The sequence below is a fragment of the Arsenicibacter rosenii genome (assembly GCF_001870735.1).
Classification (GTDB): domain Bacteria; phylum Bacteroidota; class Bacteroidia; order Cytophagales; family Spirosomataceae; genus Arsenicibacter; species Arsenicibacter rosenii.
This window is the reverse complement of the sequence record NZ_MORL01000001.1, coordinates 310,336-327,557: the sequence shown is the minus strand read 5'-3', so window position 1 is coordinate 327,557 and position 17,222 is coordinate 310,336. Positions and strand designations below refer to the sequence as shown.

Annotated in this window: 13 protein-coding genes; 5 read left to right on the top strand and 8 right to left on the bottom strand. The window is 54.4% G+C overall.

Annotated features, from left to right (window positions below):
* Window positions 1-204: 204 nt before the first annotated feature.
* From BLX24_RS01175 to BLX24_RS01150, 6 genes are all read right to left on the bottom strand, one after another.
* Window positions 205-3,798: a nitrate reductase gene (locus tag BLX24_RS01175; RefSeq protein WP_071501248.1), complete on the bottom strand. Its 3,594-nt coding sequence runs from the start codon at window positions 3,796-3,798 to the stop codon at window positions 205-207.
* Between the two features lie 13 nt (window positions 3,799-3,811).
* Window positions 3,812-5,113: a NarK family nitrate/nitrite MFS transporter gene (locus BLX24_RS01170; RefSeq protein ID WP_071501762.1), complete on the bottom strand. Its 1,302-nt coding sequence runs from the start codon at window positions 5,111-5,113 to the stop codon at window positions 3,812-3,814.
* A gap of 56 nt (window positions 5,114-5,169) precedes the next feature.
* Window positions 5,170-6,042, bottom strand: a complete 873-nt coding sequence (locus BLX24_RS01165) for an ABC transporter ATP-binding protein (protein WP_071501247.1) — start codon at window positions 6,040-6,042, stop codon at window positions 5,170-5,172.
* Between the two features lie 27 nt (window positions 6,043-6,069).
* Window positions 6,070-6,858 (bottom strand): nitrate ABC transporter permease, encoded by a 789-nt coding sequence (gene ntrB, locus BLX24_RS01160; protein WP_071501246.1) that lies wholly within the window; start codon window positions 6,856-6,858, stop codon window positions 6,070-6,072.
* Between the two features lie 7 nt (window positions 6,859-6,865).
* Window positions 6,866-8,065 (bottom strand): CmpA/NrtA family ABC transporter substrate-binding protein, encoded by a 1,200-nt coding sequence (locus BLX24_RS01155; protein WP_071501245.1) that lies wholly within the window; start codon window positions 8,063-8,065, stop codon window positions 6,866-6,868.
* Window positions 8,066-8,244: 179 nt separating this feature from the next.
* Window positions 8,245-9,795, bottom strand: a complete 1,551-nt coding sequence (locus BLX24_RS01150; RefSeq protein WP_071501244.1) for an alginate export family protein — start codon at window positions 9,793-9,795, stop codon at window positions 8,245-8,247.
* Between the two features lie 88 nt (window positions 9,796-9,883).
* On the opposite strand from BLX24_RS01150, the gene BLX24_RS01145 reads away from it, so the two are divergent.
* On the top strand, window positions 9,884-10,069 hold the full coding sequence (locus BLX24_RS01145) for a hypothetical protein (RefSeq protein WP_143092535.1): 186 nt from the start codon (window positions 9,884-9,886) through the stop codon (window positions 10,067-10,069).
* Here BLX24_RS01145 and cobA read toward each other — a convergent pair whose 3' ends face one another.
* Complete coding sequence (cobA, locus tag BLX24_RS01140; RefSeq protein WP_071501242.1) at window positions 10,070-10,831, bottom strand: uroporphyrinogen-III C-methyltransferase; 762 nt, start codon at window positions 10,829-10,831, stop codon at window positions 10,070-10,072. It lies immediately after the preceding gene.
* 278 nt (window positions 10,832-11,109) lie between these two features.
* On the opposite strand from cobA, the gene nirB reads away from it, so the two are divergent.
* The 4 genes from nirB to BLX24_RS01120 all read left to right on the top strand — a co-directional run bounded on the left by nirB (window position 11,110) and on the right by BLX24_RS01120 (window position 16,462).
* Window positions 11,110-13,635 (top strand): nitrite reductase large subunit NirB, encoded by a 2,526-nt coding sequence (gene nirB, locus BLX24_RS01135; RefSeq protein WP_071501241.1) that lies wholly within the window; start codon window positions 11,110-11,112, stop codon window positions 13,633-13,635.
* A 98-nt stretch (window positions 13,636-13,733) separates the two neighbouring features.
* Entirely contained in the window at window positions 13,734-14,078 is a 345-nt protein-coding gene (gene nirD, locus BLX24_RS01130; protein WP_071501761.1) for a nitrite reductase small subunit NirD, read from the top strand.
* Between the two features lie 260 nt (window positions 14,079-14,338).
* A complete protein-coding gene (locus BLX24_RS01125; protein WP_071501240.1) occupies window positions 14,339-15,775 on the top strand; it encodes an ATP-binding protein in 1,437 nt (478 codons plus the stop codon).
* A 24-nt stretch (window positions 15,776-15,799) separates the two neighbouring features.
* Window positions 15,800-16,462 (top strand): response regulator transcription factor, encoded by a 663-nt coding sequence (locus tag BLX24_RS01120; protein ID WP_071501760.1) that lies wholly within the window; start codon window positions 15,800-15,802, stop codon window positions 16,460-16,462.
* A 160-nt stretch (window positions 16,463-16,622) separates the two neighbouring features.
* On the opposite strand, the gene BLX24_RS01115 is transcribed toward BLX24_RS01120, so the two are convergent.
* Entirely contained in the window at window positions 16,623-17,033 is a 411-nt protein-coding gene (locus BLX24_RS01115; protein ID WP_071501239.1) for a hypothetical protein, read from the bottom strand.
* Window positions 17,034-17,222 lie beyond the last annotated feature (189 nt).

The following is a 17,222-nucleotide window of genomic DNA, read 5'->3' as shown; positions in this document are numbered from 1 at the left end:
GATGGGGTCTTGTTTTTGCCCTTCGTTATAGACGTTTGACCCCGATGGGGTCTTGGTGGGTCCCTGACGGGGATGACCAACATCTTCCCGCAGGCCGGCCCTGTAGGGGCCACACAGCGCAGCGTCGGTAGCCAGCCATTGAATCCCCCGTTACGCCCCCGCCCTGTAGGGGCGGTACAAGCGTAATCAATTTTCACCGTTCGTTTAATTAACCGATGTTGCTCTCCCGGGTACCTCAATACCTGTTATCCTTTCTGTTTCTTTTTGCAGGATGCTCCGGACTTCGGGGCGGCAGGAACCACAACCCGTACCGGCACCGGTGGTCTGACACAATTGCTGAAAATCGGTACAACCGCCCCGGATAGCCCGTTCGAGATTCCCCTGACCAACGTTGTTGCACGAACAAACCAGCTTACCGTCTACCGGATCGACCTGCTTACTCGCCCGCAGGAGCTGAAGCCGCTTTTCGGACAGTTCAACGCCGTTGGCAATCAGGTCGCGGAATTCGGCGAACTCGTTCTTGTCGCCTACCAGGATAGCCCCTACGAGCTTGTCGCGGTGAACAATGCACTTTTTGTAATACCGTTTCGCCTTGTCGATAAAGACAATTTCTTCGTAAGCAGGGTCGTTGGCGGGGGCTTCGGGGAGACCGATACTACACAGGTGCAGCCCTTCCATTTTCAGAATATTCATCGACACGCTCCCTGTATACGGCTGCGAAATATCGCCGGCAATAAACTGTGCGGCAATACCCGCCTGTTGCTCGGCTGCCAGCGTAATGCCCCACATCTGTCCGCGCCACTGGGCCATCTCACCGGCGGCAAAAATGTCCGGATCAGACGTTTGCAGGTAATCATTAACCACTACGCCCCGGTTGCAGTCGAGTCCTGCCTGACGGGCCAGGTCAACGTTCGGAACCGTACCAATGGCCATCACGGCGACCTGGCAATCAATTTTTTTGCCCGATTTCAACTGAATTCCCTCCAGACAGTCGGTGCCCCGGAACGTCTGCACCTCTTCGTTGAAGTAGATCTCAATGCCGCGGTCGACCAGATCCTGGTACAGCAATTCGCTGGCCAGCGGGTCGAGCTGACGCTCCATAAACCGGCTAATCCGCTGGATTACCGTTACCCGGACGTTGATCTGCCGCAGGGAGGCCGCCAGTTCAAGCCCCAGCAACCCGCCGCCGACGATCACGGCATGAGCGCCGGCGGTCTGCCCCGGACGCGGTTGCAGAAACGGCATCAGCGAATCAGCATCCAGCCGTGACCGCATATTGAAAATCCCCGGCAGTTGCGGCACGCCTTTCGGCATAAAGGCACTGCTGCCGGTACCTAACAGCAGTTTATCGTAGGTATGCTCTGTCCCGTTGCTATCCACCAGCACCTTGTTTTTCCGGTCCAGATGAACAATACTCACCCCTTTATGTACATGGATGTTGGCTTCGGCAAACTGATCTTCCCGCAGTTTGACCAGTTGCTCCCACGATTGTGCCCCGCTGATGTAATCGGGCAACAGCACGCGGTTATAGAACGGATAAATTTCTTTGGAAAACACATGGATGTCATCGTCGGTGTTGAGCGTGCGGTAGGTATTGATAAACCCAAGCCCCGCCGAACCAGCCCCGATAATGACAATTTTCTCCCGTTTTTTCCGGTAAGGCGTGACCTGAATAGCCGCAAACTTAAAGTCCGGTTCTTTGGACCGCGGATCAATGAGTGCACTCGTCAGGTTATTGGCCCGGTTCAGGTTTTCGAGCAAGGCAGAAACACCGTTGCCCTGCACTAATTTGCCCCAGTGCATGGGCAGGAAACAAAGGCCCGGCCGCACATCGTCGGTCAGCTGCGCTTTCACCCGCACCTCGCCCCGCCGCCCCGATACCGTTACCAGCTGCCCTTCCCGGATGCCGCGCGACCGGGCATCGTCGGGATGGATCTGCAGCATCGGCTGCGGAATATGCTGCGTCAGTTTGGTGACCCGACCGGTTTTGGTCATCGTATGCCACTGATCGCGGATACGGCCGGTGGTCAGAATCAACGGAAAATCCTCATCCGTCGGCTCCGACGCATTACCATCCGGAACGGCATGGATGGTTGCCCGTTGCGTGGGCGTATAAAAGCGGTTGTCGGTAAACAAACGGGCCGTGCCACGCTCCGGTACGGACGACGCGGCCGGATAGGGCCACTGAATGCTCCGTGCCCGTTGCAACACCCCGTAGTTTACGCCGGTAATGTCGATGTTGGTACCCTTCGTCAGCTGCGTGTATTCGTCATACACCTGCCCTGCCGTTGTGTAGGGGAAAGCGTCTCCGAAGCCCATTTTCCGGGCAAACCGCCAGATGATTTCCACATCGGGCAGCGCCTCCCCCGGTGCCTCCAGCGCCTTGGGCAGGTAGGTAATGCGGCGTTCGGCATTGGTCATGGTGCCTTCCTTTTCGAGCCAGCCCGCCGCCGGCAGCACCACGTCGGCAAACCGCACAGTATCGGCCCGGTTCGATATATCCTGCACCACCACAAACCGGCTTTTGCGCAATGCTTCCTCCGCCGCGTTTACATCCGGCAGGCTCACCATCGGGTTGGTGTTCACAATCCAGATCGCCTTTAACCTGTCGGCGGCCAGGGCGTCAAACATTTCGGTAGCGGTCAGTCCAGGGGTTGCGGCCAGTTTTACCGGTCCTTGCCAGAAGGCTTCGACCTCGGCCCGGTGCTGCGGATTAATGACCTCGCGGTGGCCCGGCAGCATGTTGGCCAGCCCCCCTACTTCGCGGCCACCCATGGCATTGGGCTGACCCGTGAGCGAGAATGGTCCGTTGCCCGGTTTCCCGATCCGGCCCGTTATGAGGTGCAGGTTAATGAGCGACAGGTTTTTGTTCACCCCGATCACCGACTGATTCAGGCCCATCGTCCACAACGACAGAAACCCTTTCGACTGACCGATCCAGTGCGCGGCGGTTTCGATATCGGCAGCGGGTACGCCGCACAGCTCAGCGGCCTCCGCCACGGTCCGCTGCATGACCTGCTCACGGAAGGCCGCAAAACCGGCCGTATGAGCCGTAATGAACGATTCGTTGAGATAATTAAACTCAGTCAGCAGCCGCCCGATGGCGTTGTTCAGCACCACATCGGTACCCGGCCGGATGGGCAGGTGCAGATCCGACGAGCGGGCCGTATCGGTGCGGCGCGGGTCCACACAGATGATTCTGACCGCCGGATTCGCCTGTTTGCGGGCCTCAATCCGGCGCCAGATAATCGGATGGCACCACGCCGGATTAGCGCCTTCGACCAGAAATACGTCGGCCGATTCAATATCGTCGTAACAGACCGGTACGGTATCTTCGCCGAGGGTCAGCTTATACCCGACCACGGCCGAACTCATGCAAAGGCGCGAATTCGTATCAATGTTATTTGACCCGATAAACCCTTTGATGAGCTTATTGATCAGGTAATATTCTTCGGTCAGACACTGCCCCGACACGTAGAACCCGACCGCTTCCGGCCCGTGTTTCTGAATAATCGACCGGAATACGGCCGCCGTCCGGTCAAGGGCCTGGTCCCAGCTTACCCGTTGCAGGGGCATCGACCGATTCAGCCGCATGTGCGGATACAACAGCCGGTCTGACCCATCCATGACCGTGTAGTGCAGGTTCATGCCCTTGGAGCACAACAGTCCGCGATTAGACGGATGGTCTTTGTCGCCTTCGACCGTGAGCCGCCCGCCAGGGTGTTTGCTGACCACCACCCCGCAGCCGACGCCGCAGTAACAGCAGGTAGTCTTTATCTGATTTCCGCGTTCTTGCATACGCTTCAGGCGTTTAAACCGCTACTAATTCGTTTTCGGCCACCGGAACCGGTTCAAAGCGGGTAACCGCTACCACCGCCCCGACAACCGCCACCGCTACGCCGATCATCAGAAAGGCTTCGGTATAGGAAATCGTTTCGGACTTGAACAGGAAACCGGCCAGCACCGCTCCCACGTTCCCGCCCGCCCCGACGATGCCACTCACGGCGCCCATGGCCTTGCGGTTCACGAACGGAACAATGGCATACGTCGCGCCGTTGGCCATTTTAAGGAACATCGCAAACCCAAGCATGGCGATGACGGCCATGGTCAGGCTGCCGGTCTGCGCAAACAGAACAATGCCGATACCCTCCAGCAGGAGCAGCCCGGCCAGCAGCAGGCCCTTGCCGCGCAGACCGTTCCGTGCCCCGACCTTATCGGCAACAATACCGCCCACGGCCCGCGCAAACAGGTTCATGAAACCGAAGGTACCGGCCAGCAACCCGGCGGTAGTCAGGGTCGCACCAAACCGTTCGGAAAAGTACAGGGCCGCCACATTGTCAAATGTCACCTCAATGCCAAAACAGGCACCGTAGGCCAGAAACAACACCCACGTCCGGGGGTCTTTTGCCGCTTTTGCCAGGGTACCCTTTGCTTTCGGCGACGGTATAGTCTGGTTTTCGGCCAGCTCATCAAAGTTACCGGCGGGGGTATCTTTCGTGAAGCGATAATAAACCACCGACAGCAACAGCAGCACCACACCCGGAATCACCATGGCCAGGCGCCAGGCAGTACCCGGCACATAGCCCAGGCCGACAATACCCGCAAACAGCAGCGGCATCACCATGTTGGTTACCCCGCCGCCCAGGTTGCCCCAGCCACCGGCTACCGCATTGGCCGTGCCGACAATCTTTTTGTCGAACATCACCGAGGTGTGGTATTGCGTAATGACAAACGACGCCCCGATGACGCCGATGGCCAGCCGGAACAGCAGAAACCCTTCGTAGGAGTTTGCCAGGCCTACACCCATGATCGGAATAGAGGCCAGGGCCAGCAATAACGAATACGTTTTGCGTGGTCCCCAGCTGTCACACAAACGACCGATCAGCATGCGGGCAACGACCGTTGCTGCCACGGAGGCAATCATGGCGTTGCCGATCTGCGCTTTGGTTAACCCCAAATCGTCCTTGATCACTTTCATTAAGGGAGCTAACCCGAACCACCCGAAAAAGCAGAAAAAGAAGGCCAGCCAGGTCAGGTGGAAGGTGCGCATCTGCACACTATTAACACTAAAAATGGTTAGTTTTTCTAACGACTTGTTGGTGCTGTTTTTCATATCCCAAATCATAAATAATCGTAAAATCCTCTTCGTACTCCCTACTGATCAGTTGCTTACTCCTGGTATTCGACACCTTCGTCCTCAATGGAAAAGGATTGGGTGAGTAAACTGAGCAGCCGGTCGTGAACGGCCATGTACGCCGGCAGGTGAATAATCGCCTTCTTGTTACGGGGCCGCGCCAGGGGTATGTCCACAATCTCCCGGATGGTGGCGGCCGGACCGTCGTTCATCACCACCACGCGGTCGGACAGGAAAATGGCCTCCTCAATGTCGTGGGTAACCATGATGATCGTTTTTTCGCGGTGATCCAGATTCCACAGCTTCAGCAGTTCGATGTGCATACTGCCTTTGGTCAGGGCATCGAGCGCCCCGAACGGCTCGTCGAGCAGCAATACCGACGGATTGATGGCAAACGCCCGGGCAATAGCCGTCCGTTGTTTCATGCCGCCCGAGAGCTGCGAAGGCAGTTTATCGCGGTGCTGATAGAGATTCACCATTGTCAGGTTCCGCTCCACAAGCTCCCGCTTTTCGGCCGCCGTTTTCGCAGGCATAACGGCGTCAACCGCCTGATATACATTCTGGTATACGGTGAGCCACGGCAACAGCGAATAATTCTGAAAAACAATGCCACGGTCGGGCCCCGGGCCCGTAACCCGCTTTCCGTTGACAATCACTTCGCCCGATGTGGGTTTAACCATCCCGCTGACAGCGTTCATGAGTGTCGATTTCCCGCAGCCTGAATGACCGATGATGCTGACGATTTCGCCCTTGCTAATTGACAGGTCAATGTTTTTTACCGCCGTAAACACGCCTTTCCCCCGCGACGGAAACGCAATCGTTACATCCTTCACGTCGATGCTGACGGGGCGTTTATTTTTTCCTAATACCGGTGCACCCGGCATATCTACAAACTGCTTTGGTTGCATAAGGACTCAGGTTTTTATCCGTGACGGCTACTTTTTGTCGTACGTCACCAGTTGTTGTAATCCGTTGAACAGCTTGTCGAGCAGCAGGCCGACAAACCCGATGATGAGAATGGCCGAGAGGATTTTTTCGAGGCTCAGGCCGTTCCAGCTATCCCAGACAAAAAATCCGATACCGATTCCGCCCGACAGCATTTCGCCCGCGACAATCACCATCCAGGCCACCCCGATGGACAGGCGCAGGCCCGTAATCATGTGGGGCAACGCATAGGGAATCAGGATTTTGCTGACGTATTTCCAGCGTGAAAAGCCGAATGCCTTGCCTACGTTTTTGAAATCCTGCGGGATACTCGACACCCCGAACGCTGTGTTGATCAGGGTTGGCCACAGCGAGGTGATGGCAATGATGAACACCGTAGCGCCTTCGGCAGCTTTGAAGGCCAGCAATCCCAGCGGAAACCAGGCCAGCGGCGACACCGGCCGCAGAATCTGAACCAGCGGGTTCAGGAGCCGCATGCCAACCGGCGAAGCGCCCATCAGCAACCCCATCGGAATGGCGACCAGGCTCCCCAGCAAAAAACCTGCACCGACCCGTTTAATCGACCCCCAGAGCTGAATGCCGATGCCCTTATCGTTGGGTCCGTAATCGTAGAAAGGATCCTGAAGCATCTCCGAGAAGACTGTCCAGGTGGCTGCCGGGTCCGGAATTTCATGCGCCGTGACCAGCGAGACCACCCACCAGATGGCTATCAGCAGTACCAGACTACCGGCAAACCAGGCCACAGCCAGGACATTGGCTAGTGAGAATACCTTTTTCATCGTCAGATCAGTGTTTAGTACCAGCCAGATAAGCAGCCGGATTGGCAGGGTTAAACTCAATGTCCAGTGCCGTTTTGAAGGGCTTCATATCGGCCTGTACCGGCACGTTCATGTCTTTGGCGACTTCGGCAAACAGATCGTCCAGAATCAGCTTTTCGGGAATCTCTTTGTAATCAGGGGCCGATTTGACGAGCCCGAAGCGTACATACTGGGCTAAAAACCAGGCGGCGTGTGCTTTCAGGGGTGTATTTACGATGCCGTTGTTGTAGAACATCATCTTGTCGCTGGTGTATTTCTGTACGCCCAGGTCACAGCCCAGATCATTCGACCCCAGCAGGCGGGCTTCCAGCACACTCACCGGTGCATTGACGTAATAGGGTTTCGACAGCCAGGCTGCCGCCTTTTTCCGGTTGCCCATATCGTCGAGCCACCGGCAGGCGTCAATGATCGCTTTCATGACTTTTTTGAGGTCTTCCTTCCGCGTGCCGGCAAATTCCTTATTGACGACCAGCGCCTTTTCGGGGTGATTTTTCCAGATATCCTGTGAAGCAATATGCGTAAAACCGACATTCTGCGTGGCAGCTACACCGTTCCATGGCTCTCCGACGCAATAGCCTTCCATGTTATCCACCCGCATGTTGGCCACCATTTGCGGCGGCGGGATGGTGATAATGCCGACCGACTTCTGGTTGACGCCCGCCGCCGCCATCCAGTTCCGCAGCCAGATGTCGTGGGTGCCGCCCGGAAATGTCATGGCAAACGTTACTTCCTTCCGCTGTTTTAGCTGACCGATTGCCCCGTTCACATGTTTCAGGTCCTTAAAGCCAACCAGCCCGCAGAAGTCTTTCGACAGGGTAATGCCCTGCCCGTTGTTGTTGAGTACCATGGCGATTTTCATCTCAGAGCCCGCTTTGCCTCCCACACCCGTATAGACCGACATCGGCATCGAAAACAGGCAGTGCGCTCCTTCCAGCTCGCCGTTCAGGATTTTATCCCGTACATTGGCCCACGACGCTTCCTTGCTCAGCTGCACGTCAACGCCGTATTTCTGAAACAAACCCAATTCTTTGGCGGCCACCAGCGGCGCGCAGTCGGTCAACGGAATAAAGCCCAGTTTAATCGGCTCAGCGGCGGGTTTAAAGGCCGTAATGGCCATAGAAACCAGGGTCAGCAGACAGGCTGACAGCAGTATATATGTCTTTTTCATGGTCGTATTCGTACTGGAGTAACTGGTTTGACAAATGCGCCTGACCGGCCGGGGGACACCGGTCAGGCAACTACGATGGTCTTAAGTTATTGAGCGATTGAGTGAATGTGCGATTGAGTGAATAACCCATTGACATACAACCCTTTGCTCTCCGGATAAATCTAATTTTGCTTGTTTGCTTATTGTTTGATGGCTACCGGTTTGGTGTAGAAAAAGTCGGGACGGATGTTAATCATCAGATAAGCCCATTTGCCCAGATGATCGCGCTGATTCATAGTGCCTTGCTTCACATACTCAAGGCTGTTAGTACCCTGCATAAGCGAATAACCGAATTCCAGGGTCGTGAACTTGTTCAGCAGGTAGGTGGCCGTGAAATCGTATTCCATGCCTAGTTTCGGGTCTACCTTCGCCCCCGAAGCCGCATCCGGCAGTTTGTTATAGGTCGGGGAGGCAAGGGCAAAGTAATGCGCATCCAGGGTGGTGGTCAGGCGGTTTCCGGCGTATTTAAACTTCAGGAAGGCATCTTTCAGGCCTCCTGCCGGCGAACCGGTGCCCACGTAAAAATAGTCCATGTAGCCCCAGTGCTTGTGCGGCGTGCCATACAGCGGATCAAACCGGCCCGTTTCGCCGGCCTTGATCGTTTCGGCGTTATTTCCTGACAAGACCTCATAGCCTGGCCCTACGCTGAATAACCCTTTCTGGACCATGAAATTAGCACCATAGTGATACGCCTTCTTCAGTTTCAGACCATCGCGGTCCTTACCGCTCTGCCCGTAGGCAAACGCCTGCCACTGCACTTTACCAATTTTTGATGACGCATTACCGAACTGACCTGTCAGCATGGCCCCGTAGGTTACCCGTGAATTGACGCCTGAGACATCATAACGGCGGCCATATACGTAGCCTGCCGCTGCGCTACCGATAGAGTCTATACGATACTTCTGGAAGTCGTCTTTAAAAAAGAGCGCCGAGAACTTTGTCTGGTTAAACTTCCGCGTCAGATACGCCATCTGAAAGGATTTAAACTGCTGGTTCTGTCCGTTGGTGCTCAGGGGTGTTGCCAGCACCGGTGCACCGCCTTTACCGCTTGTCGGCAGAAAACCGGACGGTATCGCGAGGGTGACATTTTTGGTCGACAGGGCCGATGCCGGAGCATTGCCGGCTGTATAATACGTACCCACAGTGCCAAACGCATCCGTATTTTGGTTCATCCCCGCTCCCAGATCCAGCGCCCATCCCAGGTGCTGGGCTTTCAGCAGGGCCGCGTCAAACCGGCGGCCCTGTTGCAGCCAGTCCAGATTACCGAGCAACCGCACATCATCATAAACGAGCTCCTGCCGGCCGATTTTGAGCGACAAATTCTGAATTGGCTTAAACTTAATCGTCGTATCGGCACTATTGGCCAGCGTAATCTCGGCCCAGGCTTCGTGAACCATCAGGCGGTTACCGTCTGCATGGTTGATCGTTGCCGCATCCTGGCCCCAGACCCGTACATCCTGTACGGCCGTCTGAAACTGTACGCGGTCCCATTTATAGCCAAATGTCAGGCGGGTACGCTGTGACGTGAAAACGGCTGCTTTACTGTCTTTCGGTGCCAGGTTTCCCAGTCCGTCCCTGACTTCAGTCCGCGTCCGGACCTGACCGGTTAACGAAAACTGGGCCCGGGCTGTGGTTGCCGGTAACGTACAACCGGCTAAGGTAACCCCTATAGCTAATAAAGATAATTTCATGGTAATTCGTGAGAATAGTTCAGGTAGCAATAGTCGTAACGGAAATATGCGGCCATACCCCGGACGGGCAAACGTCAGACGTAACGTCTTGAATCAGAAGACAAAGGAGATGCCTTTTTCAGGCGACAGGAAGAGACGCACCATTTCGGCCGGTGAGGCAGATTTGGTTCAGGAAGTTTTTTTCATTTTCTTTGAAACGTTTGTGTTTAACATAGACAACCCGAACATAGCCGATCCACAAGGTGCCCCCACACCGGATCGGCTTTTTTATTAATCAGATGCAAGCGAGTTGCAGGCTTTGCAGATAAGCCGGTAAATACGCCTTGTGCAAGGCAACCACCTCACCGAGCACGATCACTGCGGGCGCCCCCACGCCTTGTGCAGCAACCAGTGACGGTATTTCCCAAACTTGCCCTACCACACACTGTTCACCCGTGCGTGTACCGTTTTGTATGACCGCCATCGGCAGGTTTGCCTTGCCGTTGCGGACATATAACGCGCAGATATCCTGTAGCTTATTTAGCCCCATCAATACGACCACCGTCGCGTCTGACTGTACGGCCAGTTCCATGTCTTTCGACATACCTCCGCTGCGGGTCGTTCCGGTAATGACCCAAAAGCTTTCGCTGACACCACGGCAGGTTACCGGGATGCCCTGAGCGGCCGGTACGGCAATGCTGCTCGATACGCCCGGTATTACTTCGCAGGAAATACCATGGTCAAGTGCATACGTACGCTCTTCAAAACCACGGCCGAACACGTAGGCATCGCCCCCCTTCAGCCGGACCACATGCCCGTGCTGCGTCGCCAGGCGTACAATCAGCGTGTTGATCTCGTCCTGCGCCTTTGACGGTTTTCCGGCCCGCTTCCCGACATACATTTTCAGGCAATGCGCCGGCGCAAAGTCCAGCAGCGTCGCGTTTGCCAGATCATCATACAGCACCACATCGGCTTTTTGCAGCGCCCGGATCCCTTTCAGGGTTATCAGTTCGCCATCGCCCGGTCCGGCGCCTACTAATGTCAGTTTAGGTTGCATGATCGTTTGCGTCAGGTAATGAATATTAATAATGTACTATCAATAGTTATTTTTAACTACATGATTAACTGCTTCAAATCTATACCTAAAATTTCGAAAAACAATAGTTTATCAAAAAAATAAGTTTAAAAATTAACCATTTAACAAATAATAAACTAGGATTTACCAAAAACACCATTTAATTTTGACCTACGCAATTTCAGGCAGTCATGGGGGTGATTCTTGAAATAACACAATAAAAATTACGGGTTGTCATAAAATTATAGTTACTACTAACTATGAAAACACAAACGAATACACGAATTGTGGTCGTTGGAAACGGCATGGTCGGCTACAAGTTCTGTGAAAAGCTCCGGACCAAAGCGCCGGACAAAGCAGATTTCCGGATAACCGTTTTCGGGGAAGAGCCACGCGCGGCCTATGACCGCGTGCATTTAAGCGCCTATTTCGCCGGAAAAACGGCAGATGAACTGCTACTGGCCGGTACCGGCTGGTATGCGGCCGAAGGCATTGAGCTGTACCTGGGCGATCCGGTGACAGAGATCGACCGGACGACGAAAACCGTTTATTCGCATCATGGTCTGGCCGTTCCTTACGACTACCTGATACTGGCCACCGGCTCGGCCGCTTTTGTGCCGCCTATTCCGGGTGTTGAAAAAGACGGCGTGTTTGTTTACCGCACCATCGAAGATCTCGAACTCATTCAATCGTACGCGCGTACCGCACGCAAAGGAGCCGTGCTCGGTGGCGGTCTGCTCGGTCTCGAAGCGGCCAGGGCGCTGCTTGATCTGGGCCTCGACGAAGCGCATGTTGTCGAATTTGCCCAACGCCTGATGCCCCGGCAGATCGACGATGCAGGCTCGGCCATGCTTCAGCAAAAACTCGAATCGCTCGGCCTGGCCATTCACCTGTCCAAAAGCACCCGACAGATTTCCGGCGGCGACACGATGAATGGCATAGAGTTTACGGACGGTTCGCGGCTGGATGTCGATATGCTGATTATTTCGGCCGGTATCCGCCCGCGCGACGAACTGGCCAAACGGGCGGGCCTTGATACCCATCCGCGCGGCGGTATTCTGGTCAACGATCAGCTCCAGACCACCGACCCTGCCATTTTTGCCATCGGCGAATGTGCCCTGGTACATAATATGATCTACGGGCTGGTTGCGCCGGGCTACGACATGGCCGATGTGGTGGCCTCACAGCTTACCGGTGAGCCGAAACAGTTCAAGCCGTTCGACATGTCGACCAAACTGAAACTGATCGGGGTTGACGTGGCCAGTTTCGGCGATCCGTTTGTGGCAGAACCCGCCTGCCGGACCATTATCTACGACAATAAGGCCAAAGGCATCTACAAGCGGGTTAATCTGTCGCCCGACGGCAAGGAGCTGCTCGGCGGTATTCTGGTGGGCGATGCGGAGCAGTACAACATGCTTCTCCAGACCTGTAAAAACAAAACGGTACTGCCGCCCGACCCCGAAGACCTGATTCTGGGGGCCCGCGGCGGCGAAGAGGCGACCGGTGCGGGAGTCATGAGCCTGCCCGACGATGCCCTGATCTGTTCCTGTGAGGCTGTGACGAAAGGGATGATCTGCCAACAGGTTAAGGAACATGGCTGTACAACGGTCGACGCCATGAAAAAAGCAAACAAGGCTTGCACGGGCTGCGGCGGCTGTACACCCATGGTGAAGGACCTGATCCAGGGCGTCATGAAAGAACAAGGACTGTATGTCCGGAATACGATCTGTGAACACTTCGATTTTTCGCGCCAGGAGTTGTTTGATCTGATGAAAATCAACAAACTGCGCACCTATGGCGATGTACTGAACCAGTTCGGGCACGGGGATGGCTGCGAAGTCTGTAAGCCGCTTGTAGCATCGGTACTGGCCAGTTTATGGAACGAAAATATTCTGGAACAGGATCGTGCACCGGTGCAGGACTCCAATGACCGCTATCTGGCCAATATCCAGAAAGGGGGCACCTATTCAGTAGTTCCGCGGATTCCGGGCGGCGAAATTACACCCGAAAAGCTGATCGTGATCGGGCAGGTAGCGCAAAAGTACGGGCTGTATACCAAGATTACCGGCGGCCAGCGGATTGACCTGTTCGGCGCCCACGTCGGTGATTTACCGGCGATCTGGGAAGAACTGATTCGGGCCGGTTTTGAAAGCGGTCATGCTTACGGCAAAGCCCTGCGGACGGTAAAAAGCTGTGTGGGATCAACCTGGTGCCGGTTTGGGGTGCAGGATTCGGTGACGTTTGCCATTGAGGTCGAAGAGCGTTACAAGGGCCTCCGCGCGCCGCACAAGCTGAAATCGGCGGTTTCGGGCTGTATCCGCGAATGTGCTGAAGCGCAGAGCAAGGATTTCGGCATCATCGCCACCGACAAGGGCTGGAACCTGTATGTCTGCGGCAACGGTGGCTCCAAACCGCAACACGCCCAGCTGCTGGCCACCGATGTAGACAAGGAGACCTGTCTCCGGCTGATCGACCGGTTCCTGATGTTTTACATCAAGACCGCCGATCCGCTGACCCGTACTGCCACCTGGCTCAACAAACTGGAAGGCGGCATGACCTACCTCAAGGCGGTGATCGTCGACGATGTGCTGGGGATTGCGGCCGATCTGGAAGCGGGTATGCAGGAACTGGTCAACAACTACCGCTGTGAGTGGAAGGATGTGGTAGAAACGCCTGAACTCCGGAAGCGCTTTACCCATTTTGTGAACCAGCCCGACCTTAAAGACCCATCGGTTGCCTTTACGCCGCTCCGCACCCAGAAACGGGCGCAGGAATGGACGATATAAGGTCGGTAGCGCGGAATGTCATGCCGCGTAATGAATGCGATTCATCCGGTAAGTAGCGGAATATCATGCCGCAATACACGTTTACGATCAAAATCAATATGTTAACCTTATCAATCACGTGGCACATGGCCTGCCACATCGACGATATTCCGGCCGACGGCGGGGCGTGTGCCCTGATCGATGGCCACCAGATAGCCATTTTCCATTTTGCCCGCCGCGGCGAGTGGTATGCCACCGATAATCAATGCCCGCACCGTCAGCAGATGGCTTTGTCGCGGGGCATGACCGGCAGCCATCAGGGAGAGCCGAAAGTCGCTTGTCCGTTCCACAAAAAAACGTTTTCGCTCCGGACCGGTCAATGCCTCACCGACGACGAATACCAGATCCGCACCTACCCCGTCCGGGTTGAAAACGATCAGGTGTTTGTGGGCATTGAGGGGTAAGCAACCCGACCGGAAATGGTTTACCTGCTTTTCCTGTACTTCTGAGCACTAACCTTGCAGGGATTTTCGATCCGTTATAAATCGACGTTAACCACATAGCCACATAGAAAAAAAGATTTTTATCACTGATGTGCCCTATGTGTCTATGTGGTAAATTTAGTTGAATGGCCTGTTTATACTGAAGCCTCTATACGTTCAGCTCCGGCTTAGAGCAGATCACTCAATCACAATTCACTCAATCACTCAATAGCTTTACCCCCGTGCAGGAACTTGACCAGCTGGTAGCCCGGCGACTGACCCGTTTCTATGTCATGGCGCTGACCGTTATTGCGGTCCTGACCATGAGCGGCTTATTTTTTATCAAGCAGACGATCAACGACCACAACGACGATGGCCGGGTGCTGAACGTGGCCGGTCGCCAGCGGATGCTGAGCCAGCGCCTGACCAAACTGGCCCTGCTCGATCTGGAACAGATACCGGCCAGCGACACCGTAGCCTTTGACTCCCTGCTCGCTGTCTGGAGCCGCGTGCATATGGAGCTGAAAACCGGCAGCCTGCTCATGGAACAGCGCTTTACGGTCCGTAAAAGTCCGGCCATCGACAGCATGTTTATCCGGATTGAACCGGCTTTTCAGGCAATCCGGGCCGGTTTTGCCTCCTTTACCAATCCACAGGCTTCGGATGAGATAAAGCGAAAAGCCCTGTTGGTTATTCTGCAGAAGGAGCCCGCTTATCTTGACCAAATGAACGAAATCGTATTCCGGTTTGATGTCGAAACGTTTGAACGGGTCCGCTATCTCGAACAGGTTGAATGGGTACTGGGCATTGCCACATTGATTACCGTGCTGATTGAAGGACTTTTCATTTTCCGTCCGGTTGTCAGCCATACGCAGACCATTATCCGCAAGCTGACCGAGTCAGAAGATGCCCTGCGGTACAGCAACCACCAGCTGGCCGTTGCCAATAATGAACTGGCGGACACTAACCAGCAACTTATTGATACACAGGCAGAACTCATCCGGACAACGGAAGAAAAGTATGAATTACAGCGCACGGAAGACCGTGTTCGTTCGGCGGCGCTGCTGGAAGGCCAGGAAGAAGAACGGCGGCGGTTTGCCCGCGAGCTCCACGACGGCATCGGGCAGATGCTGACCGGACTGAAGCTGCACGCCGAAAGCCTGAAACGCGTGCAGATCGACGATGACAAACTCCGGAAACGATTCGACGAACTATGTGAACTTATTCAGGAAACGATCCGGACCACCCGTCAGGTTTCCTATAACCTGATGCCGTCAGTACTGGGTGATTTCGGCCTGTCGGCCGCGCTGCAGCTGCTTGCCGAACAAACGGCCCACATTGCCGGACGCACAATCACCTTTGAAGGCAGTCCGGTAGACCGGCTCCCCCCTGCCATTGAGATTGGCTTGTACCGGATTGCGCAGGAGGCGCTCAACAATGCGATAAAATATGCTGATGCCGAACATATTTTCATGAAGATAGTGCAGGAAAAAACGTATCTTACATTGTCTGTTGAAGATAACGGAAAAGGATTCGTCTTGAAGAACGTCCGGAAAGCGAATCCGATTGTCAATGGTTTAGAAAATATGAAAACAAGGGCCCGGTTGCTGAACGGTGAATTTGTACTGACGTCGAAACTGAAAAAAGGGACAAAAGTCTATGTAAAAATCGCCCGGTAATACGACCCTAAAAAGTTAATGGTTATGCCTATCCGCGTGTTAATCGCCGATGATCATTCGGTAGTAAGAAAAGGAATTCTCAACCTGCTGGAAGACGAAAAAGACATTGAGATCGTTGGTGAAGCCTCCGACGGCGACGATGCGATCGAGCTCATTCCAACCCTCAAACCGGATGTTCTCCTCCTGGACATCACCATGCCGCGTATGTCAGGGATTGAAGTAACGAAAGTGGTTACCCGTCAGTTCCCCCGTGTTAAATCACTCATTTTCAGCATGCATAACAATCCGGATTACATCCTGAATGCTGTTCAGAACGGGGCCGCCGGCTATTTGCTGAAAGATACGGACCGGGACGAAATCTTACGCGCCATCCGGACGGTTGTAACCGGCGAACTGTATTATCCGCCGAATGCATCATCCGTTATTATCCGCCATCTGATTATCCCGAAAGTAAAAAAAGAAGACGATCCGGCTATTCCCCGCAGCAAAACCGTCTGGCATAAAATTACGACCCGCGAAGCCCAGATTCTGACCTGCCTGACGCAAGGCATGAGCAGCCGCGAAATCGCCGGACAGTTTGATATCAGCCCCAATACGGTGGCCAACCAGCGGGCCAGCCTGATTAAGAAGGCAGGGGTTAAAAATACGGCCGAACTCATCCGGATGGCATTGACTGAACGGCCGTAGAGCGGTACCTTCCCTGAATGTATCAGATGCCGGATAACGGATGTCCGATACTGGACGCCCGATATCCATTCGGGCTTACAGAATAACCGCATCTACACAAAAACCAAACCCTTCTATGGCTAAAACTTCAGCATCCGGATAGCACCGAAAACCGGAACATTCATTTTCTGACCAGCTCCGGATGTTGATCGGCAGCGGCTGTAGTAAGATCGGGGCGGAAAACCAGTACCCGGGAAGTACCGGTAACCGGAAGTTCCTTGTCGACAGTAACGTCGTCGGGCTGGCGGGCATGTTCTTCACTTGTTGTCACCGGAGGAAGACAGGCTAAGCCAATGAGGCTGAACACCGATATGGCCAGAAAAAATAAAACAGAGCCACGCAGTATGGGGGCTAATGAAGCAAATGAAATTGTCTGATATAGCTGCGTGCCGGTACCGGGCTGGCTAAGCTTATAAACAACCATTAAGCTGGCAATGAATAAACCAGTTAAGATGATGCGGAGAACCGGGGTTGCGTACAGCTTACGCTGTCGGGCTTTCGAGGAAATGTACTGATGATTCGGCGTTTTCATACGTTGCGTTGTTTTATAATAAGTTATTCTTCATTGATTCGTAAACATAACCCCGGCTTTTTCGGCTAAACCATTTAGCCAACGGCCCGAATACAGTTGGCACCATTAATGAACAAAAAAAGCTTGTTCATCCGCGTACATTTTTCGGTTCCGGCTACTAAAGTTAACAACCGGTAACGTTTCCTACGT